This is a genomic window from Burkholderia sp. BCC1977 (genome assembly GCF_905339595.1).
GTDB lineage: Bacteria > Pseudomonadota > Gammaproteobacteria > Burkholderiales > Burkholderiaceae > Burkholderia.
Genome location: NZ_CAJPGQ010000002.1, coordinates 336,034 through 360,483 on the forward strand (window position 1 = coordinate 336,034; position 24,450 = coordinate 360,483).

24 protein-coding genes are annotated in these 24,450 nt (G+C 67.7%); 22 read left to right on the plus strand and 2 right to left on the minus strand.

Annotated features, from left to right (window positions below; translation table 11 throughout):
• Window positions 1-30 precede the first annotated feature (30 nt).
• The 5 genes from U5771_RS03465 to U5771_RS03485 all read left to right on the plus strand — a co-directional run bounded on the left by U5771_RS03465 (window position 31) and on the right by U5771_RS03485 (window position 5,520).
• Complete coding sequence (locus U5771_RS03465; protein ID WP_322022663.1) at window positions 31-1,413, plus strand: MFS transporter; 1,383 nt, start codon at window positions 31-33, stop codon at window positions 1,411-1,413.
• An 8-nt stretch (window positions 1,414-1,421) separates the two neighbouring features.
• Window positions 1,422-1,820, plus strand: a complete 399-nt coding sequence (locus U5771_RS03470) for a DUF4440 domain-containing protein (protein WP_322022664.1) — start codon at window positions 1,422-1,424, stop codon at window positions 1,818-1,820.
• 156 nt (window positions 1,821-1,976) lie between these two features.
• On the plus strand, window positions 1,977-3,323 hold the full coding sequence (locus tag U5771_RS03475) for an aromatic ring-hydroxylating dioxygenase subunit alpha (RefSeq protein ID WP_322022665.1): 1,347 nt from the start codon (window positions 1,977-1,979) through the stop codon (window positions 3,321-3,323).
• The gene (locus U5771_RS03480) at window positions 3,301-3,783 is read left to right on the plus strand and encodes an aromatic-ring-hydroxylating dioxygenase subunit beta (RefSeq protein ID WP_322022666.1); all 483 of its coding nucleotides are present in this window, start codon (window positions 3,301-3,303) and stop codon (window positions 3,781-3,783) included. Before U5771_RS03475 ends, U5771_RS03480 begins: the two co-directional genes overlap by 23 nt.
• Before the next feature lie 39 nt (window positions 3,784-3,822).
• The gene (locus tag U5771_RS03485; protein WP_322022667.1) at window positions 3,823-5,520 is read left to right on the plus strand and encodes an NAD(P)/FAD-dependent oxidoreductase; all 1,698 of its coding nucleotides are present in this window, start codon (window positions 3,823-3,825) and stop codon (window positions 5,518-5,520) included.
• Here U5771_RS03485 and U5771_RS03490 read toward each other — a convergent pair.
• Both U5771_RS03490 and U5771_RS03495 read right to left on the minus strand, forming a co-directional pair.
• Window positions 5,508-6,260 carry a glutathione S-transferase gene (locus U5771_RS03490; protein ID WP_322022668.1) on the minus strand — a complete coding sequence of 251 codons (753 nt, stop codon included), beginning with the start codon at window positions 6,258-6,260 and terminating at the stop codon, window positions 5,508-5,510. The genes U5771_RS03485 and U5771_RS03490 overlap by 13 nt on opposite strands.
• A 129-nt stretch (window positions 6,261-6,389) precedes the next feature.
• Window positions 6,390-6,722, minus strand: coding sequence for a cupin domain-containing protein (locus U5771_RS03495; protein ID WP_322022669.1), 333 nt, complete (start codon window positions 6,720-6,722; stop codon window positions 6,390-6,392).
• Between the two features lie 275 nt (window positions 6,723-6,997).
• Between U5771_RS03495 and leuC the strand changes: the two genes are divergently transcribed.
• The 17 genes from leuC to purF all read left to right on the plus strand — a co-directional run bounded on the left by leuC (window position 6,998) and on the right by purF (window position 24,234).
• Entirely contained in the window at window positions 6,998-8,407 is a 1,410-nt protein-coding gene (gene leuC / locus U5771_RS03500; RefSeq protein ID WP_322022670.1) for a 3-isopropylmalate dehydratase large subunit, read from the plus strand.
• A 3-nt stretch (window positions 8,408-8,410) separates the two neighbouring features.
• Window positions 8,411-8,557, plus strand: a complete 147-nt coding sequence (locus U5771_RS03505) for an entericidin A/B family lipoprotein (RefSeq protein ID WP_322022671.1) — start codon at window positions 8,411-8,413, stop codon at window positions 8,555-8,557.
• Window positions 8,558-8,623: 66 nt separating this feature from the next.
• Entirely contained in the window at window positions 8,624-9,274 is a 651-nt protein-coding gene (gene leuD, locus U5771_RS03510; protein ID WP_322022672.1) for a 3-isopropylmalate dehydratase small subunit, read from the plus strand.
• A 75-nt stretch (window positions 9,275-9,349) separates the two neighbouring features.
• Complete coding sequence (gene leuB / locus U5771_RS03515) at window positions 9,350-10,417, plus strand: 3-isopropylmalate dehydrogenase (protein WP_322022673.1); 1,068 nt, start codon at window positions 9,350-9,352, stop codon at window positions 10,415-10,417.
• Between the two features lie 120 nt (window positions 10,418-10,537).
• Window positions 10,538-10,657, plus strand: a complete 120-nt coding sequence (locus tag U5771_RS03520; protein ID WP_006754086.1) for a hypothetical protein — start codon at window positions 10,538-10,540, stop codon at window positions 10,655-10,657.
• An 82-nt stretch (window positions 10,658-10,739) separates the two neighbouring features.
• Complete coding sequence (gene asd, locus U5771_RS03525) at window positions 10,740-11,861, plus strand: aspartate-semialdehyde dehydrogenase (protein ID WP_322022674.1); 1,122 nt, start codon at window positions 10,740-10,742, stop codon at window positions 11,859-11,861.
• Window positions 11,862-12,370: 509 nt separating this feature from the next.
• Window positions 12,371-14,449, plus strand: a complete 2,079-nt coding sequence (locus U5771_RS03530) for a FimV/HubP family polar landmark protein (protein WP_322022675.1) — start codon at window positions 12,371-12,373, stop codon at window positions 14,447-14,449.
• Window positions 14,449-15,261, plus strand: a complete 813-nt coding sequence (gene truA, locus U5771_RS03535) for a tRNA pseudouridine(38-40) synthase TruA (RefSeq protein WP_322022676.1) — start codon at window positions 14,449-14,451, stop codon at window positions 15,259-15,261. Before U5771_RS03530 ends, truA begins: the two co-directional genes overlap by 1 nt.
• Window positions 15,258-15,959, plus strand: coding sequence for a phosphoribosylanthranilate isomerase (locus U5771_RS03540; RefSeq protein ID WP_322022710.1), 702 nt, complete (start codon window positions 15,258-15,260; stop codon window positions 15,957-15,959). The genes truA and U5771_RS03540 overlap by 4 nt, the downstream gene beginning before the upstream one ends.
• 55 nt (window positions 15,960-16,014) lie before the next feature.
• A complete protein-coding gene (gene trpB, locus U5771_RS03545; RefSeq protein ID WP_322022677.1) occupies window positions 16,015-17,208 on the plus strand; it encodes a tryptophan synthase subunit beta in 1,194 nt (397 codons plus the stop codon).
• Window positions 17,209-17,217: 9 nt separating this feature from the next.
• Entirely contained in the window at window positions 17,218-18,069 is an 852-nt protein-coding gene (locus U5771_RS03550; protein WP_322022678.1) for a site-specific DNA-methyltransferase, read from the plus strand.
• A gap of 41 nt (window positions 18,070-18,110) precedes the next feature.
• Window positions 18,111-18,929, plus strand: a complete 819-nt coding sequence (gene trpA / locus U5771_RS03555; protein ID WP_322022679.1) for a tryptophan synthase subunit alpha — start codon at window positions 18,111-18,113, stop codon at window positions 18,927-18,929.
• A gap of 64 nt (window positions 18,930-18,993) precedes the next feature.
• Entirely contained in the window at window positions 18,994-19,866 is an 873-nt protein-coding gene (gene accD, locus U5771_RS03560; protein ID WP_006755101.1) for an acetyl-CoA carboxylase, carboxyltransferase subunit beta, read from the plus strand.
• 100 nt (window positions 19,867-19,966) lie between these two features.
• The gene (gene folC, locus U5771_RS03565; protein WP_322022680.1) at window positions 19,967-21,277 is read left to right on the plus strand and encodes a bifunctional tetrahydrofolate synthase/dihydrofolate synthase; all 1,311 of its coding nucleotides are present in this window, start codon (window positions 19,967-19,969) and stop codon (window positions 21,275-21,277) included.
• Window positions 21,278-21,306: 29 nt separating this feature from the next.
• Window positions 21,307-22,149 carry an SPOR domain-containing protein gene (locus tag U5771_RS03570; RefSeq protein WP_322022681.1) on the plus strand — a complete coding sequence of 281 codons (843 nt, stop codon included), beginning with the start codon at window positions 21,307-21,309 and terminating at the stop codon, window positions 22,147-22,149.
• A 6-nt stretch (window positions 22,150-22,155) separates the two neighbouring features.
• Window positions 22,156-22,650 carry a CvpA family protein gene (locus tag U5771_RS03575; protein ID WP_322022682.1) on the plus strand — a complete coding sequence of 165 codons (495 nt, stop codon included), beginning with the start codon at window positions 22,156-22,158 and terminating at the stop codon, window positions 22,648-22,650.
• Window positions 22,651-22,701: 51 nt separating this feature from the next.
• Window positions 22,702-24,234 carry an amidophosphoribosyltransferase gene (purF, locus tag U5771_RS03580; RefSeq protein ID WP_322022683.1) on the plus strand — a complete coding sequence of 511 codons (1,533 nt, stop codon included), beginning with the start codon at window positions 22,702-22,704 and terminating at the stop codon, window positions 24,232-24,234.
• Window positions 24,235-24,450 lie beyond the last annotated feature (216 nt).

Here is a 24,450-nt window from a genome sequence, read left to right on the forward strand (position 1 = left end):
ACTGCGGCGTTTCGTTCGTCTTCCGCCGCCATGACCGATCGCTCGAAAATTGCCGCCGTCTACCTGCTGGGGTTCGCGATCGACCTCGCCAACATGTTCGTCATCAATGCCGCGTATCCGACGATCCAGCGCGAGCTGCACGCGTCGGTCGCCCAACTGGCGTGGATCGGCAACATGTACGTGCTCGGGCTGACGGTCGTGATTCCGCTCGGCACGTGGCTCGCGCGACGGTTCGGCGAGCGCCGGTTGCTGATCGCGTCGCTGCTGCTGTTCGCGTTCGGCAGCCTCGGCGTCGGCCTGTCGGCGTCGATCGGCGCGCTGCTGATGTGGCGGCTGATCCAGGGGCTCGGCGGCGGATTGCTGATTCCGGTCGGGCAGACGATGGCGTATCGCGCGTATCCGCCCGATGCGCGTGCGCACCTGACGTCGATCGTGATGATGGTCGCGCTGCTCGTGCCGGCGCTGTCGCCGGCGCTCGGCGGCGTGGTCGTGGATCGCGTGTCGTGGCGTGCGATCTTCTTCGGGATGCTGCCGCTCGCCGCGGTCACGAGCGTGCTCGCGTTCGCGTGGCTGCCGGCCGACGAACCGGATGGAAGCCCGCCGGCGCTCGACGTGCGCGGCCTCGGATTGAGCGCGGCGGCACTCGTCGCGCTGCTGCTCGGCCTGACGTTCGCGGGACAGCCGGGCGCCGGCCGCGACGCGCTCGTGCCGCTCGCGCTCGCGCTCGTCGCCGGCGGGGCGTATGTCGCGCACGCGCGCCGGGCCGCCGCGCCGTTGCTCGACCTGCGCCTCGTTGCGCAGCCGCTGCTGCGGATCGGACTGATCGTCTATTTGTGCGTGCCGGGCGTATTCACCGGCGTGAACCTCGTCGCCGCGCTGTATCTGCAGAACGCGCTCGGGCTCAGCGCGACGCATACGGGTGCGCTGATGGTGCCGTGGGCGATGGCGTCGTTCGCCGCGATCGCGACGACGCGCCGCTGTTTCCCGAAGTGGGGGCCGAAACCGCTGTTCATCTGCGGGATCGCGATCGACGCGATCGGCATCGTGTTGCTCGCGACCCCGCTCGCCGGCTTCGAGGCCGGGCGCGTGCTCGCGTTCGTCGCGATGGGGCTCGGCGCCAGCATGTGCACGAGCACGTCGCAAAGCGCGGCGTTTCTCGACGTTCCCGCCGCGCGCATGGGCGACGCGAGCGCGCTGTGGAACATCAACCGGCAACTGAGCTTTTGCCTCGGCGTCGCGGTGCTGGGCAGCGCGCTGAACTTCCTGCTGTCGATGCATGGCGACGACGGGCGACTGCCGTACCAGCAATGTTTCGGCCTGGCCGCGCTGGCGACGCTGCTGCCGCTGCCGTTCGTCGCGCGCCTCGCCAGGCACCGTGCGCCCGCCGGGCGCGCGGCTTCTCAACGTTCGTGAGTATTGCGATGAATTCGTCCAACCCGTTTTTCAAGGAAGTGGTCGACGCACATGTCGACATCGAGCAATGGTTGTCCGGCCGCGCGGCGCGCGACGGGCTCGCGCCGCTGCTCGCGCGTTTTTCGCGTGGCTTTTCGATGATTTCGCTGCACGGCCACGCGCTCGATTACGCGGATATCGACGTCCTGTTTTCGCGCGGCTTCGGCGCGCGGCCCGGCCTGCAGATCGCGATCGACGAGCTTCAGGAAGTGAGCGCCTGGCAGGGCGGCTCGACGATCGCTTATCGTGAGACGCAGACCGACGCAGCAGGGCGGCGTACCGTGCGCCGCTCGACCGTCGTGTTCGAGTGCGACACGGACGGCCGCATCGGCTGGCTGAGGCTGCACGAAACACCGGTGACGAGCTGAGGTCACCCGCAACATCTGCGGCCTGCCGCGCGGCGGCAGCCGCACGCTCGTCCGAGCGGCGTACCCACCAGAAACCTGAGAGATGACAAGAAAAGCAATCGACACCGCGCGTCGCGACGACGCGCGGCCACATCGCGTCCGCAGCCGGGGGCGCGCATGACGGCACAACCGTTCACCGAGGCGATGGCATCGCTCGTGCGCGATACCGAGGTGCACAAGGACCTCTATCTGTCGCCGCGCATCTTCGAGCTCGAGATGCAGCAACTGTTCCGCAATACCTGGGTCTACGTCGGCCACGTCAGCCAGATCCCGGAAACGGGCGACTACGTGACGACGACCATCGGCGCCGAGCCGGTCGTGATGGTGCGCCACGTCGACGGTTCCGTGCGCGTGCTGCACAACCGCTGTTCGCACAAGGGTACGCAACTGGTGACGGATGCCTGCGGCAACACGGGCACGTTCTTCCGCTGCCCGTACCATGCCTGGTCGTATCGGACCGACGGCAGCCTGTACGCGATTCCGCTGCGGCGCGGCTACGAGCACACGAACTTCGAATCGTGCGAGGCCAGCAAGGGCATGCAGGCGGTCGGCGCGACCCATGACCATCGCGGCTTCGTGTTCTGTCGCCTGAATCCGTCCGGCGTCGATTTCCACGCGTATTTCGGCGACGCGCTGTCGTCGCTCGACAACCTCGTCGATCGTTCGCCGGAAGGGCGCGTCGAAGTCGCGGGCGGCGTGTTCCGCTACGTGCATTCATGCAACTGGAAGATGCTGGTCGAGAACCAGACCGACACCTGTCATCCGATGGTCGCGCACGAGTCGTCGGCCGGCACGGCCGTGCGCGTATGGGAGCGTGACGGCGCGCAGCAGGCGAAGCCGATGGCGGTCGAGTTGCTCGAGCCGTTCATCCAGCCGCACGCATTCTTCGAGCAGATGGGGCTGCGCGTGTGGCCCAACGGACATGGCCACACCGGCACCGCCGATTCGATTCACGCGCGTTACACGCCGATTCCCGGCTATCACGAGAAGATGACCGCGGCCTACGGCGAAGCGCGTGCCGCGCGCATTCTCGGCGAGGTGCGCCACAACACGGTGCTGTTTCCGAATGCGATGGTGAAAGGGCCGATCCAGATCCTGCGCGTGTTCAAGCCGCTGGCGGTGGATCGCACGCTGGTGGAGTCGTGGTCGTTCCGGCTCGTCGGCGCGCCCGATTCGCTGTTGGAGCGCACGCTCGCCTACAACCGCCTGATCAACGCACCGACGTCGATCGTCGCGCACGACGATCTCGAAATGTACGAACGCGCGCAGCGCGGCCTCGCCACGCAGGCGCGCGACTGGGTGCACGTCGGGCGTCTGTTCGATCCGCAGGAGTTCGCGCAGCCGACGTCGGAGACGAACGGCACCAGCGAGCTGCAGATCCGCAACCAGTTCCGCGCGTGGCTGCACTACATCGCGCCCGTATCGACGCAGGAGGCAGCCGATGCACGCATTTCCGCACGATGAACTCGCCGCGTTCGTCTATCGCGAGGCGCGCCTGCTCGACGAACGGCGCTATGAAGAATGGCTCGCGCTCTACGCGGACGACGCCCGCTACTGGATGCCGCTGTCGCCAGACCAGCCCGACACCGGGCTGCACGGCGCGCTGATGGACGAGGACCGGCTGCTGCTGCGGATCCGCATCGAGCGGCTGGCCGGGCGCCGCACGTTCTCGCAGCAGCCGGCGAGCCGCGGTCACCATCTGCTCCAGCAGCCGCATGTCGATCGGGCCGACCCCGAGCGTGGCGCCTACGTGCTGCGCACGCCGTTTCATTACGTCGAGATGCGGCGCGACGAGCAGACACTGTTCGCCGGCTGGTACACGCATGAACTCACGGTGCGCGACGACGCGTTGTGCATCCGCGTGAAGCGTGTCGATCTCGTCAATGCCGACGCGCCGCTCGGCAGTATCCACCTGCCTGTCTGACCGCATGCGGTCAGCACGGCCTCTTTCGTTCCCGACCACATGAACGCTCCTGAATGCCTGTCGCGCACGCTGCCGTACATCGACACACTGTACGACTACGGCGCCTTCCTGTCCCGCACCGGCGGGCATCTCGGCACGCTGCCGGCCCACTGCGCGCGCGACGCGCGGATCGCGATCGTGGGCGCCGGCGTCGGCGGCCTCGTCGCCGCCTGCGAACTGCTGCGCGCGGGCGCGCGGCAGGTCGTCGTGTTCGAGGCGAACCGCGCGCGAGTCGGCGGGCGCCTGCTGTCCCAGTCGATCAATCCGGACCATCCGCACCTGCTCGCCGAAATGGGCGCCATGCGCTTCCCGCCGTCGCAGGCCGCGCTGTATCACTATCTCGAGCGGTTCGGCGTCGACAGCGCGTCCGCGTTTCCCGATCCGGGCATCGTCGACACCGAGATCCACTACCAGGGTCATGCGTATCGCTGGCCTGCGGGCGATGCGCCTCCCGCGCTGTTCGATCGCGTCGACCGCGGCTGGCGCGCGTTCATTCGCGATGGCGTGCGGCTCGACGACGGCACGCAGCTGCCCGCGCCGGCCGAACTGACGGCGCTGCTGCGCGCGCATCGCTACGACGACGCGCGACAAGGCTGGCAGCAGTACATCGACCGGTTCGGCGACGAGTCGTTCTACTCGGCGATCGTCAAGATCTTCACGGGCACGACGCCGCCCGGCGGCACGCGCTGGCGCAAGGGCGAGGACCTGCGCCTGTTCGGCACGCTCGGTATCGGTTCGGGCGGCTTCCAGCCGGTCTATCGCGCGTCGTTCCTCGAAATCCTGCGGATCGTGGTCAACGAGCTCGAGGTCGACCAGCGGCTGATCCCGGCCGGCATCTTCGCGCTCGCGCAGGGGCTGCTCGACGATGGCGGCAACGGTGCGCGGGTGCGCGATTGCATCGTGCATGCCGCCGTGCGGCGCGTGGCGCAGCAGCCGGACGGCACCTTCGCGCTGACGCTCGAAGACGGATCGACGCACGGTTTCGACCGCGTGATCGTCGCGACCACGACGCGCGCGATGCAGGTCGGCATGGGCATCACGGGCATCGCGAACCTGTTCGCGCCGAACGTCGTTCGCGCGATCAACGAGACGCACATGGTCAGTTCTTCGAAGCTGTTCGTGCTGACCCGTGACAAGTTCTGGCTCAAGCACGGGCTGCCGCACAACATCCAGACGGACACGCTGGCGCGCGGCATCTACTGTCTCGATTACGCGCCCGACGATCCCGACGCGCACGGCGTCGTGCTGATCAGCTACACGTGGGAGGACGATTCGCACAAGATCCTGTCGCTCACCGACAAGGTCGAGCGGTTCAAGCGTCTCGTGGCCGAGATCGGTATCGTGTCGCCGGCGTTCGCCGCCCACCTGCGGCCGCTCGACGACGACTACGCGCGCAACGTCACGAGCCACGACTGGTTGTCGGACCGCTATGCGCTCGGCGCATTCAAGCTGAACTATCCGGGCGAGGACATCCATTCGCAGGCGCTGTTCCACCAGTTCCAGACGGCCGCCGATCCGTCGTCGGACCGCGGGATCTATCTGGCCGGCTGCTGCTGCTCGTTCACGGGCGGCTGGATCGAGGGCGCGGTGCAGACCGCGATCAACGCGGCGAGCGCGGTGATCCACAGTCTCGGCGGAACGCTCGCCGACGGCAATCCGCTCGATGCGATGCGCAGCCGCTATCGCTACGGCGACTGACGCGGCGTCCGCCGCGACTGGTCCAGCTCCGGATAGTGCCGGAAGATTCCCATGTCGTTGAACGGGATGCGGCGCTCCGACGCGAGATAGCGCGCGACGGGCGGATGGTGCGCGACGCGGTCGTGCAGGCCGACGAGTCCCGCGACCTTGCGCTCCGCGCGCTGCATCGCTTTCGGGAACGCGTAGCGCAGGCCTTCGATCAGCTGGAACATCGACAGGTCCGCGTAACTGAGCGCGCTGCCGGCGATATGGCCGCTCTTGTGCGGATTCTGCGCGAGCACGCGATCGAAATAGCCGAGGAACTTCGGCAGCCGATGTTCGAGGAAATCGGCCGCGCGCTCGGCGGCCTCGGCCTTCTGGTCCTCGTAGTAAAGGCCGCTGGCGATCGGGTGATGCGTGTCGTGGATCTCGGTGACGAAATCGGTGACGGTGAGCTGGAGCTGGTGCACCCACAGCCGTCCGGCTTCGTCGTCGGGCGCGAGCCCGAGCCGCGCGCCGAGAAACAGCAGGATGTTCGCGGTCTGCCCGACGACCACGTCGCCGGCCTTCAGGAACGGCGGCGCGAACGGCACGCATTCGGCCGTCGTGCCGTCCATCAGCCGCATCATTGCCGACACGCCCATGCCGCGCCCCGCTTCGCGCGCGACGTCGACATAGTCGGCCTCGGCCGCCTCGAGCGCGAGCCGCACGAATTCGCCGCGGCCCTGGATCTCGGGCCAGTAATAGAGTTCGTATCGCATGCCGTGCTCCTGTGCGGTCGATGCGTCGGGCGATGCCCGCATCGCGATGGCGGGGAGGGCGGTCGTGCGCCGCCCGTTGCGAACAGACAGTCTAGGAGATCGTGCCGGAGCTGCGGAGCTTGCCGCGCGTCATGCGCCGCGTTCGCCCCGCTCGCCGCCTTCGGGGCCGTAGAAGAACACCCAGGTCGAGAAGTCGTCGGAGAAGCCGGCGAAGCGGTGCGACGCGAAGGCGGGGACGAACAGCACGTCGCCGGCCGCGACGCCGCATTCGCGCCCGTCGACGACGAACCGCGACGTGCCGGCGGCAATCACGTAGACCTCGTCGCGCGTGTGCGGCGTCTGCAGGTCCTCGCCGCGCGGCCGGTACAGCTCGATGTCGAGCGTGCCGTGCCGAAACAGCGTCGTGAACAGCGTGCCTTCATCGTCGAGGCGGGCGAGCGATTCGTTGATGCCGAGCTTCATCGTCGTGGGCTCCGGGTCAGGATCGTGGGGACGTTCAGACGTGCGTCGTCCCATCGTATGCCGGAATCCGGCCCGGGGTGAACAGCGCGAGCGCGGGGCGTTGCCGTGTCCGGTGCGTCCCGGTTGCCGGGTAATGCCGATACAGGTATTGGCACTACCAGCCAAACTACTGTTTTTAATGGGTTTTTTCGCGCCGGGCCTGCGCCGTGGCGCATTCTGCGTGGCATAATCGATCGCATTCGCAAGGCTTGTAGTCACAACGACCCCGCATACCCATGGCACAGACTCTCTACGACAAACTGTGGAATACCCACGTCGTCCACACCGAGGACGACGGCACGGCATTGCTCTACATCGACCGTCAGCTGCTGCACGAAGTCACGAGCCCGCAGGCGTTCGAAGGGCTGAACGTCGCGCACCGTCCGGTGTGGCGCATCAGCGCGAACCTGGCCGTGTCGGACCACAACGTCCCGACCACGGATCGCAGCCACGGCATCGCCGATCCGGTCTCGAAGCTGCAGGTCGACACGCTCGACGCGAACTGCGACGCGTTCGGCATCACGCAGTTCAAGATGAACGACGTGCGCCAGGGCATCGTGCACATCATCGGGCCGGAGCAGGGTGCGACGCTGCCGGGCATGACGATCGTCTGCGGCGACTCGCACACGTCGACGCACGGCGCGTTCGGCGCGCTCGCGCACGGCATCGGCACGTCGGAAGTCGAGCACGTGCTCGCGACGCAAACCCTGCTGCAGAAAAAGAGCAAGAACATGCTCGTGAAGGTCGAGGGCACCCTGCCGCGCGGCTGTACCGCGAAGGACATCGTGCTCGCGATCATCGGCAAGATCGGCACGGCCGGCGGCACGGGCTACGCGATCGAATTCGGCGGCTCGACGATCCGCGCGCTGACGATGGAAGGCCGGATGACCGTCTGCAACATGGCGATCGAAGCCGGCGCGCGCGCGGGCATGGTCGCGGTCGACGATACGACGATCGATTACCTGGTGGGCCGTCCGTTCGTGCCGACCGGCGCGGAATGGAACCAGGCCGTCGAGTACTGGCGCGAATTCAAGTCCGACGAAGGCGCGCAGTTCGACCGCGTCGTCGAGCTGAACGCGGCCGAGATCGTCCCGCAGGTCACGTGGGGCACGTCGCCGGAAATGGTCACGTCGATCGACGGTCGCGTGCCCGATCCCGAGCGCGAGAAGGATCCGGTCAAGCGCGACGCGATGGAGCGCGCGCTGGCCTACATGGCGCTCGAGCCGAACACGCCGATCGAGTCGATCAAGGTCGACAAGATCTTCATCGGTTCGTGCACGAACGCGCGCATCGAGGACATCCGCGCGGCCGCGTACGTCGTGAAGAAGCTGAACCGCCGCATTGCGTCGAACGTGCGGCTCGCGATGGTCGTGCCGGGCTCGGGCCTCGTGAAGGCGCAGGCCGAGCGCGAAGGGCTCGACAAGGTGTTCACGGACGCCGGCTTCGAATGGCGCGAGCCGGGCTGCTCGATGTGCCTCGCGATGAACGCCGACCGGCTCGATCCGGGCGAGCGCTGCGCCTCGACGTCGAACCGCAACTTCGAAGGCCGGCAGGGCGCGGGCGGCCGCACGCACCTGGTGAGCCCCGCGATGGCGGCGGCGGCGGCGATCGAAGGCCATTTCGTCGACATTCGCCAGCTGGGGTAACGCGTGACGGCATCGAAGTTCATCGCGCGGTTGGTTGCTGCGCTGGCGCTCGCGGGGCTGGGCTTCGGCCTGGCGGGCTGCAATACCGTCCGAGGCTTCGGCCAGGACGTCAACGCCGCCGGCAACGCGCTGCAGCGCGCCGCGGACTGACGCCCGCCGAGAATTTGTCGATGTGCGCCGGCTGACCGCCGGCCCTTCATACCGGATAGACGGATCATGGAAAAATTCAATGTGCATACCGGCGTCGTGGCGCCGCTCGATCGCGAGAACGTCGACACCGACGCGATCATCCCGAAGCAGTTCCTGAAGTCGATCAAGCGCACGGGCTTCGGTCCGAACGCGTTCGACGAATGGCGTTACCTCGACCACGGCGAGCCGGGCCAGGACAACTCGAAGCGCCCGCTGAACCCGGACTTCGTGCTGAACCAGCCGCGCTACCAGGGCGCATCGGTGCTGCTGGCACGCAAGAACTTCGGCTGCGGCAGCTCGCGCGAGCACGCACCGTGGGCGCTGCAGCAGTACGGCTTCCGCGCGATCATCGCGCCGAGCTTCGCCGACATCTTCTTCAACAACTGCTACAAGAACGGGCTGCTGCCGATCGTGCTGACCGAGCAGCAGGTCGATCACCTGTTCAACGAGACGGTCGCGTTCAACGGCTATCAGCTGACGATCGACCTCGACGCGCAGGTCGTGCGCACGGGCGACGGCCGTGAGTATGCGTTCGACATCACCGCGTTCCGCAAGTACTGCATGCTGAACGGTTTCGACGACATCGGCCTGACGCTGCGTCACGCGGACAAGATCCGCCAGTTCGAAGCCGAGCGGCTCGCGAAGCAGCCGTGGCTCAACAACAAGCTGGTCGGCTGAGATTGCCTCCGGGCGGGCGCGCATGACGTGCGCTCGCCGACCCGCCACCCACACCTATCCAGTCAGGAATAACGCATGAAGATTGCAGTGCTGCCCGGCGACGGCATCGGTCCGGAAATCGTCAACGAAGCGGTCAAGGTGCTGAACGCCCTCGACGAGAAGTTCGAACTCGAGCAGGCGCCGGTTGGCGGCGCGGGCTACGAGGCGAGCGGTCATCCGCTGCCGGACGCGACGCTCAAGCTCGCGAAGGAAGCCGACGCGATCCTGTTCGGCGCGGTCGGCGACTGGAAGTACGACTCGCTCGAGCGCGCGCTGCGCCCCGAGCAGGCGATCCTCGGGCTGCGCAAGCATCTCGAGCTGTTCGCGAACTTCCGCCCGGCGATCTGCTATCCGCAGCTCGTCGATGCGTCGCCGCTTAAAGCCGAGCTGGTTGCGGGCCTCGACATCCTGATCGTGCGCGAACTGAACGGCGACATCTACTTCGGCCAGCCGCGCGGCGTGCGCGCGGCGCCGGACGGCCCGTTCGCCGGCGCGCGCGAAGGCTTCGACACGATGCGCTACTCGGAACCGGAAGTGCGCCGCATCGCGCACGTCGCGTTCCAGGCCGCGCAAAAGCGCGCGAAGAAGCTGCTGTCGGTCGACAAGTCGAACGTGCTCGAAACGTCGCAGTTCTGGCGCGACATCATGATCGACGTGTCGAAGGAATACGCGGACGTCGAGCTGTCGCACATGTACGTCGACAACGCGGCGATGCAGCTCGCGAAGGCGCCGAAGCAGTTCGACGTGATCGTGACCGGCAACATGTTCGGCGACATCCTGTCGGATGAAGCGTCGATGCTGACGGGCTCGATCGGCATGCTGCCGTCGGCGTCGCTCGACAAGAACAACAAGGGTCTGTACGAGCCGTCGCACGGTTCGGCGCCGGACATCGCGGGCAAGGGCATCGCGAACCCGCTGGCGACGATCCTGTCGGCCGCGATGCTGCTGCGCTACTCGCTGAATCGCGCGGAGCAGGCCGATCGCATCGAGCGCGCGGTGAAAACGGTGCTCGAACAAGGCTATCGCACCGGCGACATCGCGACGCCGGGCTGCCAGCAGGTCGGCACGGCGGCGATGGGCGACGCGGTGGTCGCCGCGCTGTAACACGCGCGGTAATGCAGTAACGCGGTGAATTGTAGAAAGGGCGCGAACGGGCCGCGAAATCGGCCGGTTCGCGCGCGGTTGGCCGTTGTGCGGGCAACCGGCTTTGTGTAGACTCGAACGATGGCGCTGATTTCCCTGATCTCCCCGGTCCTGAAACTCCACGGCAACATTGCCCGTGCGGGTACGCGCGCCATCGTCATCACGAAAACCATTACCACGAAAACGATCATTAAACGCTGATCGTCCGTCGTGCCCGCCTGTTTCCCCGCGCGGTCACGCCGGGGGCGGAAATGGCGGGGAAGCTCCATTCAAAGGGTTAGTCATGAACGTAGGTCTCGTAGGTTGGCGCGGCATGGTCGGCAGCGTGCTGATGCAACGCATGCAGGAAGAAGGTGATTTCGACCTGATCGAACCGGTGTTTTTCAGCACCAGCAACACGGGCGGCAAGGCGCCGTCGTTCGCGAAAAACGAGACTACGCTCAAGGACGCGACCAACGTCGACGAGCTGAAGAAGTGCGACGTGATCATCACGTGCCAGGGCGGCGACTACACGAACGACGTGTTCCCGAAGCTGCGCGCGGCCGGCTGGAACGGCTACTGGATCGACGCGGCCTCGTCGCTGCGGATGCAGGACGACGCGGTCATCATCCTCGATCCGGTCAACCTCGACGTGATCAAGGACGCGCTGGTCAAGGGCACGAAGAACTTCGTCGGCGGCAACTGCACGGTCAGCCTGATGCTGATGGCGCTCGGCGGCCTGTTCCGCGAGAACCTCGTCGACTGGATGACGGCGATGACCTACCAGGCCGCATCGGGCGCGGGCGCGCAGAACATGCGTGAACTGCTGTCGCAGATGGGCACGCTGCACGGTTCGGTGCAGGAGCAGCTCGCCGATCCGGCTTCCGCGATTCTCGACATCGACCGCCGCGTGCTCGCGACCATGAACAGCGATGCGATGCCGACGAGCCACTTCGGCGTGCCGCTCGCCGGCTCGCTGATTCCGTGGATCGACAAGGATCTCGGCAACGGGATGTCGAAGGAAGAGTGGAAGGGCGGCGCGGAAACCAACAAGATCCTCGGCAAGCCGGCCATGGGCGAGCCGGGTTCGATCCCGGTCGACGGCCTGTGCGTGCGGATCGGCGCGATGCGCTGCCACTCGCAGGCGCTGACGATCAAGCTGAAGAAGGATGTCCCGCTCGACGAAATCAACGGCATCCTCGCGTCGGCGAACGACTGGGTGAAGGTCGTGCCGAACGAGCGCGAAGCATCGATGCGCGACCTGTCGCCGGCGAAGATCACCGGCACGCTGTCGGTGCCGGTCGGTCGCCTGCGCAAGCTCGCGATGGGCGGCGAATACCTGTCGGCGTTCACGGTCGGCGACCAGCTGCTGTGGGGCGCGGCCGAGCCGCTGCGCCGCATGCTGCGCATCCTGCTCGACAAGTAAGGACCGGATCGCGCTGCGCGCCAGCGGTGCGCGACGCGAAACGCCTGCCAGCCCTTCGCGGGGCGGCAGGCGTTTTTTTATTGGTTGGCGCGGGCCCGGGTGCGAGAACGCCGAGGCGCTTGAGAAGGGGTGACGCAACGTGAACGATAGGGGTCTGATTCGTTCTGGATAGCGATGCCGTCGCCACGATTTTCATCGATTGACGATCCTTTTTTGATAAAACTGACGCGCGCGATTCATTGCGGGGGCGGGCGCGTCAGTCGCGCGTTCCGCACGGCGGCGACCCGGTGCGCGCAGCGGTCGCGACGATGCACGGGCATGAGCAGCCGCATCCGCCGGCGACGAATTCGGCCGGAACCCGATCGTGTGAAGTAAACTATGCGGTTACGACGCGCAGAGCCAATAAAAGCGTCGCGTTCTGCGCGACGCTTTTGCATTTCTGCGGCGACTTTATTGACGCTTCCCTACGCGAATCCGAGCCGCGCCCGCGCGCGGCGATAGAGCCTACGATGTCCCGAATTTCCTTGTTTCCGCGTCAGTCCCGTCTGTCGCGCGCCGTGCGTGGCGCGCTGGCGATCCTGGCGCTCGGCGCGGCCGCGTCGGCCTGGGCGGCCGGCACCGGCGAACTGCCGGCTTCCGCCGCGGGCGGCCCCGTGCCGCTTACCGTGACGGTCCAGCCGGGCCAGTCGTTGAACGATCTCGCGAAGGCGGCCACGCAGTCGCACGACCCGGGCGTGCTTGCGCGCGCCGGACGCGCACTGTTCGACGCCAACCCGCAGGCGTTCATGAAGCGCGACCCGAGCCGCCTGAAAGTCGGCGCGACGCTGACGGTGCCGGCGCTCGACGCGACGGGCACGGCGCTCGTGCCGGCCGGTGCGTCAGGTGCGTCAGGTGCATCGGCAGCGTCCGCGGCCGCCGCGGCGGCTGCCGCGTCGGGCCCAGCCGCGGTTGCGCAGCATGGCGCGTCCGCGCCGCATCCGGGGTCGGCCGTGCAGACGGCGCCGGCAGCATCGGCCGCACCGGTCGCGCATGCGGTGCCGGTCAGCGGCGCGAGCGCCGCGGTGGCGGCAGGGGCGTCGGCTTCGATCGGCGCGTCCGCGGCGCATGGCGCGTCGATGGTCGAACCCGTTCAGCCGGCAGCGCCTGTGGCCGGTGCCAGCGGGCCGCACGTGTGGAGCGGCGCGATCCAGTCCGCCCCGTCGTCCGCGAGCGAGGCCGCCGCCCAGCCCGTGCAGGGCGGCCCGGCTCAAGGCATGCACGAACCGTCCGCGGCGGCACCCGTCGCGGGCGCGTCGGAGCCGCGGCCATCGAGCCTCCAGCAACTGCTCGCGCTGAAGAATCGCGTGCTGATGGAACTGCAGAAGCACGGGATCGGCAAGCCGGCCGCGACGAACAACGTCGCACCCGCGCCGGCACCGGCTCCTGTTGCCCCGCGGCCGGCCGCGAATGACGCAGGCGCATCCGCTGCCGCGTCGTCGCCCGTCGCGAGCGAGGCGGCGTCCGGTGTGGCCGCCAGCGCGGCGCAGCCGGCATCGGCGCCCGTGCAGCCGGCCGTGCCGGTGACGGCGCCGCCGCCCGCGCGTGGTGCCGACCAGATCGACTGGCGCCCGGCCGCAGCGGCCGGCGCGGCTGTCGTCGTGCTCGCGGCCGGGTTCGCGTGGTGCAAGCGCCGGAAGGCGCGGCCGGCCGAGGCGGCCACCCCGGAATCCGGCGGGACGGCAGCCGACGCCGGCGCATCGTCGTCGCCCGTCGAACCGGTGCCGCCGATTCTCCCCGAGACGCCGGTTGCCCGCGACGCGGCCGCCGACGTGAATCTCGTTTCGGCGGCCGCGGTAGCAGCAGAGACTGCCGATCTGCGTGACGCCGAGGTGTTTTCGTCGCCGGAAGCGGCGACGACGCAAGACGACCAGAAGGAAGTGCCGTCCGCGCCCGCCGCGTTGGCGCACGACGCGGCGCCGGCCTCGCACGACGTGAAGCGGGTTCCGGAAGCGGAACCGGCCGCCGACGCGCCGAGCGAGGCACCCGCCGCGCCTGCGGCGAACGACGCCCAGCACGCGACGTTGATGCAGAACGCGATCAGCGCGCTCAACAGCCTCGACATGCTGCTGCCGCCGCGGATGGCGGAAGAGCCGGCCGCCCGTGAAGGGCAAACCGAAAGCGAGCAATCCGCAACTAACGGTCAATCCGCGCTGCGCCCGCCGGTTGGCTCGGTTGATCTGCCGCCGGAGCACCCGGCCGACCAGGACGACGAGTTCGACTGGGATCCGGATGCGGCCACGCCCGCGCCTCACGCGGACGGCGCGTCCGCGCCGTCGTCGCTGCCGCCGCTTGGCGGCGCGCAGTTCGGCGCGTTGAAGCTGGATTTCGACCTCGACCTGCCGTCCGCGCCGGGCGCCGTGCTGCCCGCGCTGACGCCGGAAGAGCTCGCGCGCATCGCCCGCAACAAGCTGGATCTCGCGTCCGAGTACGTCGAACTGGGCGACCTGTCCGGCGCGCGCACGCTGCTGCAGGAAGTGGTCGACGCGAACGATGCCGCGACCCGCGACGATGCGCGCGCGCTGCTCGCGAAACTGGCGGAAGAGGCGTGATGCGGATCGCGCTGGGGGTTCAGTACGACGGCGCAGCGTTCTGCGGCTGGCAGGCCCAGCCGCACGGCAAGACCGTGCAGGACGCGCTCGAGCGCGCGCTCGGCGAATTCGCGTGCGTGCCGCTGCATACGACGGTCGCGGGGCGGACCGACACGGGCGTGCACGGGCTCGGGCAGGTCGTGCACTTCGACACCGAACTCGACCGCACGGATTTCTCGTGGGTGCGCGGCACCAACGCATTCCTGCCGTCGACCGTCTCCGTGCAGTGGGCGAAGCCGATGCCGGACACCTTCCACGCGCGTTTCTCGGCGTTCGAACGCACCTACTACTACGCGCTGTACGTGCATCCCGTGCGCTCGCCGATGCTGGCCGGCCGTGCGGGCTGGATCCACACGCCGCTCGACGAGGACGCAATGCGCGCCGCCGCCGCGCACCTGATCGGCGAGCACGACTTCTCGTCGTTCCGGTCGTCGGAATGCCAGTCGAAGACGCCGGTCAAACACCTGTACCAGATCGACGTGCGGCGTGCGGGCCACTTCATTCATTGTCGCTTCCGCGCGAATGCGTTCCTGCACCACATGGTGCGCAACCTGATGGGCTGCCTCGTCGCGGTCGGGCGCGGCCGCTACCCGGCGGACTGGCTCGCCGACGTGCTGGCCGGGCGCGACCGCAATCTCGCCGCGCCCACGTTCATGGCCGACGGGCTGTACCTCGCCCATGTCGGCTACCCGGCGGAATTCGCCGTCCCGCCCGCGCAGCTCGGCAGCGTGCCGTGGAGCAGCGTCTGGGCCGACCTGGACCCACAACCATGACGGATCACGCCGTGTCTCCTTCGATTCCCGCCGCGGCCGGCCCCGCGCCGCGCACGCGCATCAAGCTGTGCGGCCTGTCGCGCCCCGAGGACGTGCTGCATGCCGCGGCGCTCGGCGCCGATGCGATCGGCCTCGTGTTCTATCCGAAGAGCCCGCGCGCCGTGTCGATCGCGCAGGCGGCCGAGCTTGCGCGCCTCGCGCCGCCGTTCGTGTCGGTGGTCGGGCTGTTCGTGAACGCGACCGAAGCCGAGATCGACGCGGTCGTGCGCGACGTGCCGCTCACGGTGCTGCAATTCCATGGCGACGAGACGCCCGGGCAGTGCGACGCCCTCGGCCGCGCGGCGCGCCTGCCGTGGTTGCGCGCGGTGCGCGTCGGCCCCTCGACGCAGCCGGCCGATTTGGTAGAATCGGCTCTTCATTATTCGAAAGCGCGCGGCCTCCTGTTCGACACCCTGGTGCCGGACTACGGCGGTAGCGGCAAGGTCTTCGATTGGTCACTTATTCCCGCAGAGCTCGCGCATCGGGCCGTTTTGAGTGGTGGCTTGAACGCGCAAAACGTCGGTGATGCGATCCGCCAGTTGCGCCCGTTTGCTGTCGATGTCTCGAGTGGCATCGAAGTAGAGGGCGCGAAGGGCGTGAAGGATCATGCCCGAATGGCGGCGTTCGTACGCGCGGTGCGCGAAGCGGACGCCGGGTGATGCAAGAAGGCGCGGCCCCCGCAGCGGGGCGCGCCGACCGATCGAGAGTGACACCATGTACAACCTTCCTGATGATCGCGGCCACTTCGGCCCGTACGGCGGCGTGTTCGTCGCCGAAACGCTGATTCACGCGCTGGACGAACTGCGCACGGCGTATGAAAAATTCCGCAATGACCCCGATTTCGTCGCCGAGTACGAGCGCGAACTGAAGTATTTCGTCGGCCGTCCGTCGCCGATCTATCACGCGCAGCGCTGGAGCGAGACGCTCGGCGGCGCGCAGATCTACCTGAAGCGCGAGGACCTGAACCACACCGGCGCGCACAAGATCAACAACGTGATCGGCCAGGCGCTGCTCGCGAAGCGGATGGGCAAGAAGCGTGTGATCGCCGAAACCGGCGCCGGCCAGCACGGCGTCGCGACGGCGACGATCTGCGCGCGCTTCGGGATGGAGTGCATCGTCTACATGGGCGCCGAGGACGTGCGCCGCCAGGCCGCCAACGTCTACCGGATGAAGCTGCTCGGCGCCACGGTCGTGCCGGTCGAATCGGGTTCGCGCACGCTGAAGGACGCGCTGAACGAAGCGATGCGCGACTGGGTCACGAACATCGAAAGCACGTTCTACATCATCGGCACGGTGGCGGGCCCGCACCCGTATCCGGCGATGGTGCGCGACTTCCAGCGCGTGATCGGCGACGAGTGCAAGGTGCAGATGCCGGAACTCGCCGGCCGGCAGCCGGACGCGGTGATTGCGTGCGTCGGCGGCGGCTCGAACGCGATGGGCATCTTCTATCCGTACATCGACGATGCTTCCGTGCAGCTGATCGGCGTCGAAGCGGCGGGCGACGGCCTCGACACCGGCCGTCACGCGGCCTCGCTGATCGCCGGCAGCCCCGGCGTGCTGCACGGCAACCGCACGTACCTGCTGCAGGACGACAACGGCCAGATCATCGAGACGCATTCGGTGTCGGCGGGTCTCGACTATCCGGGCGTCGGCCCCGAGCATGCATGGCTGAAGGACAGCGGCCGCGCGCAGTACGTGCCGATCACCGACGACGAGGCGCTGAAGGCGTTCCACGACTGCTGCCGGATCGAGGGGATCATCCCCGCGCTCGAGTCGAGCCACGCGATCGCGTATGGCGTGAAGCTCGCGCCGACGTTGCCGAAGGACAAGATCCTGCTCGTCAACCTGTCGGGCCGCGGCGACAAGGACATGCACACGGTCGCCGAGCGATCGGGCCTCACGCTCTGACCCCGACCGATGCGTGACCTGATCGAACAACCGGGCGGCGGTGCCGCGAGCGAGGCGGAGGCGCTGCAGCCTGCCGTCGCCGTGCCGTGCGCACTGCCGTCCGGGATCGAGCTGCACAACCGCGATTTCATGACCGAAGCCGCGCGCCTGCCGGATGCGTCGATCGACCTGATCGTCGCCGATCCGCCGTACGGGCTCGGCAAGGACTACGGCAACGACTCGGACAAGCGTTCGGGCGACGACTTCCTCGCGTGGACGCGCGAGTGGCTCGAGCTCGCGATTCCGAAGCTGAAGCCGAGCGGGTCGATGTACATCTTCTGCACGTGGCAGTACGCGCCGGAAATCTTCAGCTTCCTGAAGACGAAGCTCACGATGGTCAACGAGATCATCTGGGACCGGCGCGTGCCGAGCATGGGCGGCACGACGCGCCGTTTCACGTCGGTGCACGACAACATCGGCTTTTTCGCGGTTTCCAAGGCGTATTACTTCGATCTCGATCCGGTCCGCATCCCGTACGACGCCGACACGAAGAAGGCCCGCTCGCGCAAGCTGTTCGAAGGCAGCAAGTGGCTGGAGATGGGCTACAACCCGAAGGACGTCTGGTCGGTCTCGCGCCTGCACCGGCAGCACGCGGAGCGCGTCGATCATCCGACCCAGAAGCCGCTGGAAATCATCGAGCGGATGGTGCTCGCAAGCTGCCCGCCGGGCGGCCGCGTGCTCGATCCGTTCATGGGCAGCGGCACGACCGCGGTGGCCTGCGCACGGCAGGGGCGCGACTTCGTCGGCTACGAGATCAACGAAAGTTATTGCGCGATCGCGCGCGAGCGCGTGAGCGCGCTCGCCGCGCCGGCGTGCGCGTGAGTCGCGCCGCCGAGTCGCCGATCGCATCAAGGAAAATTGCCATGTCCTCCCGTATCCAGCAGACCTTCGCCGCACTCGCCGAACAAGGCCGCAAGGGCCTGATCCCGTTCATCACGGCCGGCGACCCCGATCCCGCGAAGACCGTCGAATTCATGCATGCGCTCGCCGCAGGCGGCGCCGACGTGATCGAGCTCGGCGTGCCGTTCTCGGACCCGATGGCCGACGGCCCGGTGATCCAGCGTTCGTCGGAACGCGCGCTCGCGCGCGGCGTCACGCTGAAGAGCGTGCTCGCCGACGTGAAGCGCTTCCGCGAGACCGACACGAAAACCCCCGTCGTGCTGATGGGCTATGCGAACCCGATCGAGCGGATGGGTGTCGACACGTTCGCGACCGAAGCGCAGGCGGCCGGTGTCGACGGCGTGCTCGTCGTCGACTATCCGCCCGAGGAAGCGGGCGTGTTCGCCGAGAAAATGCGTGCCGCGCAGATCGATCCGATCTTCCTGCTCGCGCCGACCTCGACCGACGAACGCATCGCCGACGTGGGCAAGATCGCGAGCGGCTACGTGTACTACGTGTCGCTCAAGGGCGTGACCGGCGCCGGAAATCTGGATGTTTCGAGCATTGCGGGTAAAATCCCGGCCATCAAGTCGCGCGTGCCGGTTCCGGTGGGCGTCGGCTTCGGCATCCGCGACGCCGAAACGGCACGCGCGGTGGCCGAAGTGTCGGACGCCGTCGTGATCGGCAGCCGCCTGGTGCAGCTGCTCGAGAGCGCCGCGCCGGAAGGCGCCGCCGCCGCGCTGAAGACATTCATCGCCGAGCTGCGCGCCGCCCTGGACGGCGCCGGCAACACGGCGCGATAAACACAACACAGGAAGCGGGAACGGGCCGGTCGGCCCGCCCCGCCACGGAACAGGAAACCATACGATGAGCTGGCTCGACAAACTGTTGCCGCCGAAGATCAAGCAGACCGACCCGAAAAGCCGCAAGGGCATTCCGGAAGGCCTGTGGGTCAAGTGCCCGTCCTGCGAGGCCGTGCTGTACCGCAACGACGTGGACGCGAACCTGCACGTGTGCCCGAAGTGCGATCACCACATGCGCATCGGCGCGCGCGAGCGGCTCGACGGGCTGCTCGATCCGGAAGGCCGCTATGAAATCGGCCAGGAAATCGTCCCGGTCGACTCGCTGAAGTTCAAGGACAGCCGCAAGTACCCCGATCGTCTGAAGGAAGCGATGGACGAAACCGGCGAGACCGACGCAATGGTCGTGATGGGCGGCGCGATCCACACGCTGCCGGTCGTCGCGGCCTGCTTCGAGTTCTCGTTCATGGGCGGCTCGATGGGTTCGGTCGTCGGCGAGCGCTTCGCGCGCGGCGCGCAGAACGCGCTGGAGCAGCACGTGCCGTTCATCTGCTTCACAGCTTCGGGCGGCGCCCGGATGCAGGAAAGCCTGCTGTCGCTGATGCAGATGGCCAAGACCACCGCGATGCTGACCAAGCTGGCCGAAGCCAAGCTGCCGTTCATCTCGGTGCTGACCGACCCGACGATGGGCGGCGTGTCGGCGAGCTTCGCGTTCCTCGGCGACGTCGTGATCGCCGAGCCGAAGGCGCTGATCGGCTTCGCCGGCCCGCGCGTGATCGAGCAGACGGTTCGCGAGAAGCTGCCGGAAGGCTTCCAGCGCGCGGAATTCCTGCTGACGACGGGCGCGATCGACATGATCGTCGACCGCCGCAAGATGCGCGACGAGATCGCGCAACTGCTCGCGCTGCTGCAGCGACAGCCGGCCGACGCGCTGGCCTGATTGGCGCGGCGTTGTGAACTGCGCGCGTCGCCCGGCTGAACCGCCGGGCGGCGCGTTTCGTTTTTTGGCGTAGTGGCGGTACCGATTCAGATTTGATCCGATGAGCACTTTTCCCACTCTCGACGCGTGGCTTTCGCATCTCGAACGCGCGCACCCGGTCGGCATCGACATGGGCCTCACCCGCATCGGGCAGGTCAAGGCGGCGCTGCAGCTCGAATTCGCGTGCCCCGTGATCACGGTCGGCGGCACGAACGGCAAGGGCTCGACCTGCGCGTTCCTCGAGGCGATCCTCGTTCACGCGGGCTACAAGGTCGGCTGCCACACGTCGCCGCACCTGCTCGAATTCGGCGAGCGTGCGCGCGTGAACGGGCAGCAGGTCAGCGACGCCGAGCTGCTGCCGCACTTCGAAGCCGTCGAAGCGGCGCGCACGTCGCTGCCCGAGCCGGTCTCGCTCACGTACTTCGAATTCACGACGCTCGCGATCCTGCACCTGTTCGCGTCGCGCGGGCTCGATGCGGTGATCCTCGAAGTCGGCCTCGGCGGCCGGCTCGATGCGGTCAACATCATCGATACCGATTGCGCGATCGTCACGAGCATCGACATCGACCACACCGAATACCTCGGCGACACGCGCGAGAAGATCGCGTTCGAGAAGGCGGGGATCTTCCGTGCGGGCAAGCCGGCGATCTGCGGCGATCCCGCGGTGCCGAACACGCTGATCGACCATGCCGCCGCGATCGGCGCCGACCTGTGGCTGGTCGGCCGCGATTTCCGCTACGAAGCGCAGCCGGGCGCGGAGCGTCAGCAATGGAGCTACCTCGGCCGCGAGAAGCGCTATCCGGCGCTCGCGTACCCCGCGCTGCGCGGTGCGAACCAGCTGATCAATGCGTCGGCCGCGCTGGCCGCGCTCGAAGCGCTGCGCCCGGTGCTGCCGGTGTCCGCGCAGGACATCCGGCTCGGGCTCGCGAACGTCGAGCTGCCGGGGCGCTTCCAGGTGCTGCCCGGCAAGCCGGCGATCGTGCTGGACGTCGCGCACAACCCGCACGCGGCGGCCGTGCTCGAGCAGAATCTCGGCAACATGGGCTTCTTCCCGTACACGTACGCGGTGTTCGGCGCGATGCACGACAAGGACATCGACGGCGTGCTGCGGCACCTGAAGGGTGAGATCGACCACTGGTGCGTGACCGACCTGCCGCTGCCGCGCGCGGCGAGCGCGGAGCAGCTCGAAGCCGTGCTGCGCAAGGCCGGCGTGGAGGAGGGGGCCGATTCGAGCGTGACGCGGTTCGCGTCGCCCGCCGAAGCGTTTCGCGATGCACTAAAAAGAGCATCCGAGAATGATAGAATCGTGGTTTTCGGCAGTTTCCATACGGTGGCAGGTGTGATGGCCTACCGGAAATCGCAGCAACACTGACTGACGGGCAGTTTCGGACTCAGCCATTCATGGGAATTTTCTCGTTCGGCAAGAAAGACGACGACGCGCCCCCGCGGCGCGGCGGTCGTACCGGGGCCTCCCGGAACGTGCGCACGGAGCGCACTGAACGCGTCGAGCGGCGCACGCGCCGCACCGAGCGTCCGGAATCGGACGCACTGCTCCTCGATCCGACCCTTCCAGAAAAGCAACGCGCCCGCCGGCGCCTCGTCGGCGCGATCGCGCTCGTCGTGGCCGCGGTGATCGTGCTGCCGATGGTGCTCGATTCGCACCCGAAGCCGGTGACGGACGACATCGCGATCGACATCCCGAACCGGCCCGCGCATCAGGCGGTCGCGCCGCGTGACGACGATGCGTCCGACGTGCAGGCGGGTGTCGCGCACGACGAGCCGCCGGCATCGGATGTCGCCGTGGCGGCCGTTCCGGCACCCGCGGCGAAGGATGCGGCCAAGCCGGCCGCCAAGCCCGAACCCTCGACGACCACGGCGAGCGTGGCGCCGCCGAAGCCCGCTGCCAAGCCGGCCGCGGCCGCCCCCGCGGCGAAGCCGGCTGCGCCGAAGCCGGCGCCCGCGACGGTCGCGAACGCCGATGCCGCGGCCGACAGCGGCGACGCATCGTCGCCCGCATCGCCGGCCGGTGCGCGCTTCGCGGTGCAGCTCGGTTCGTTCAAGGACGACACGACGGCCCGTTCGTGGGCCACCAAGTTGAAATCGGCGGGCGTGCCCGCATATGTCGAGCACAGCAAGCAGGCGGACGGCAGCACGGCTACACTGCTGCGTGCCGGCCCGTTTGCGGATCGCGCGGCGGCGTCCGCCGCGATCGCGAAGGTGCGCGAAGCCGGACTGACGCAGTAACGTGCGATGCTGACGGCTTTCGACTACGCTGTATTGGCGGTGATCGCGTTGTCTGCGCTGCGTGGCGCGTGGCGCGGTTTCGTCTCCGAGATTTTCGGGCTGATCGGCTGGATCGCGGCGATCGTGATCGCGGGCCGCTATGTCGGACTGGTCGTGCCGTATATTCCGGCGAACTGGCCGGGCGGCGCGCTGACGCAGTGGGTGATCGCGTTCGCGCTGATCGTGATCGGCGTCGTGTTCGTCGCGGGTGTCGCGAACGCGCTGTTGTCGCGGATCGCGCAGGCGACGGGCCTCGGCGGGGTCGATCGCTCGCTGGGCATGATGTTCGGGCTCGTCCGCGGCTGCGTGCTGGTGGTGCTGCTGGTCGCGGCGGCCGGGCTGACCGAATTGCCCAAACAGGATTTCTGGCGCAATGCGCTATTGCGTCCTTTCGCCGAACAGGGCGTGCACGAGCTGAAGCAGCTCCTGCCCGACGGCATGGCCCAGTACGTGCGCGTGTGACGACGCGGCCGGGCAGGACGGAACCGATTTTGTCATCTTGAAGGACATGCCATGTGCGGCATCGTAGGTGTTATCTCCCAATCCCCGGTCAATCAGCTGATCTATGACAGCTTGCTGCTGCTGCAGCATCGCGGTCAGGACGCAGCGGGCATCGCGACGGCGGACGGCAGCAATTTCCACATGTACAAGGCGAACGGCATGGTGCGCGACGTGTTCCGCACGCGCAACATGCGCAGCCTGCCCGGCACCTTCGGCATCGGCCAGGTCCGCTATCCGACGGCCGGCTCGGCGTCGAGCGAAGCCGAGGCGCAGCCGTTCTACGTGAACGCGCCGTTCGGGATCATCCTCGCGCACAACGGCAACCTGACGAACTGGGAACAGCTGAAGGACGAGATGTTCCGGATCGACCGCCGGCACATCAACACCAATTCCGACAGCGAAGTGCTGCTCAACGTGTTCGCGCACGAGCTGCAGCTGTCGACGACGGGCCTCGAGCTCGATCCGGCCGCCGTGTTCAAGGCGGTCGCGGGCGTGCATCGCCGCCTGCAGGGTTCGTACGCGATCGTGTCGCTGATCGCCGGCTACGGCCTGCTCGCATTCCGCGATCCGTTCGGCATCCGCCCGCTCTGCATCGGCAAGCTCGAGACCGAACACGGCACCGAGTGGATGGTCGCGTCGGAGTCGGTGGCGGTCGAGGGCATCGGTTTCGAATTCGTGCGCGACGTGCAGCCGGGCGAAGCGATCTTCATCGACAAGGCCGGCAACTTCCACAGCCAGCAGTGCGCGGAACACCCGACGCTCAATCCGTGCATGTTCGAATACGTGTATCTCGCGCGTCCGGATTCGTGCCTCGACGGCGTGCCCGTCTACAACGTGCGCCTGCGCATGGGCGACTACCTCGCCGAGAAGATCAAGCGCGAGCTGCCGGACGTGCGGATCGACGTCGTGATGCCGATTCCCGATTCGTCGCGTCCGGCTGCGATGCAGGTCGCCGCGAAGCTCGGTGTCGAGTATCGCGAAGGCTTCTTCAAGAACCGCTACGTCGGCCGCACCTTCATCATGCCGGGCCAGGCCGTGCGCAAGAAGTCGGTGCGCCAGAAGCTCAATGCGATGAGCATCGAGTTCAAGGACAAGAACGTGCTGATCGTCGACGATTCGATCGTGCGCGGCACGACCTCGCACGAGATCGTGCAGATGGCGCGCGATGCGGGCGCGAAGTCGGTGATCTTCGCGTCGGCGGCGCCGCCGGTGAAGTTCCCGAACGTGTACGGCATCGACATGCCGACGCGCGGCGAACTGGTCGCACACGGCCGCACCGACGAGGAAGTCGCGAAGATCATCGGCGCCGACTACCTGATCTATCAGGACGTCGACGACCTGCGCCGCGCGGTGCGCGACATCAACCCGAAGCTCGAGCGCTTCGAGGCGTCGTGCTTCGACGGCAACTACATCACCGGCGCCGTGACGCCCGAGTACCTCGATGCGATCGAGCGGGCCCGTCTCGCACCGGCGTCGCAGGCCGATCGCGACACGGCCGGCGACACCGCGCGTTCGCAGATGAACCTGCAGCTGTCGGTCGAGTGATGCCGGCGCACGCTTCCGACGAAGCGTGCTAGGATGTGGCCTTGCGTCGATTTGATTCAGCTTGCGGACGCGGGGCGACTTCCCAAAACAGCTAAAGCGAAGGCCGGCGACAGCCGGCCCGAGTCGATCGCTGTCGTACCGCACCGAAGCCCGCTGATGCCGACGCATAGCGGGCTTTTTGTTTGGGCCTGATTTTGTGGCTGGGCTCGCGCCGGA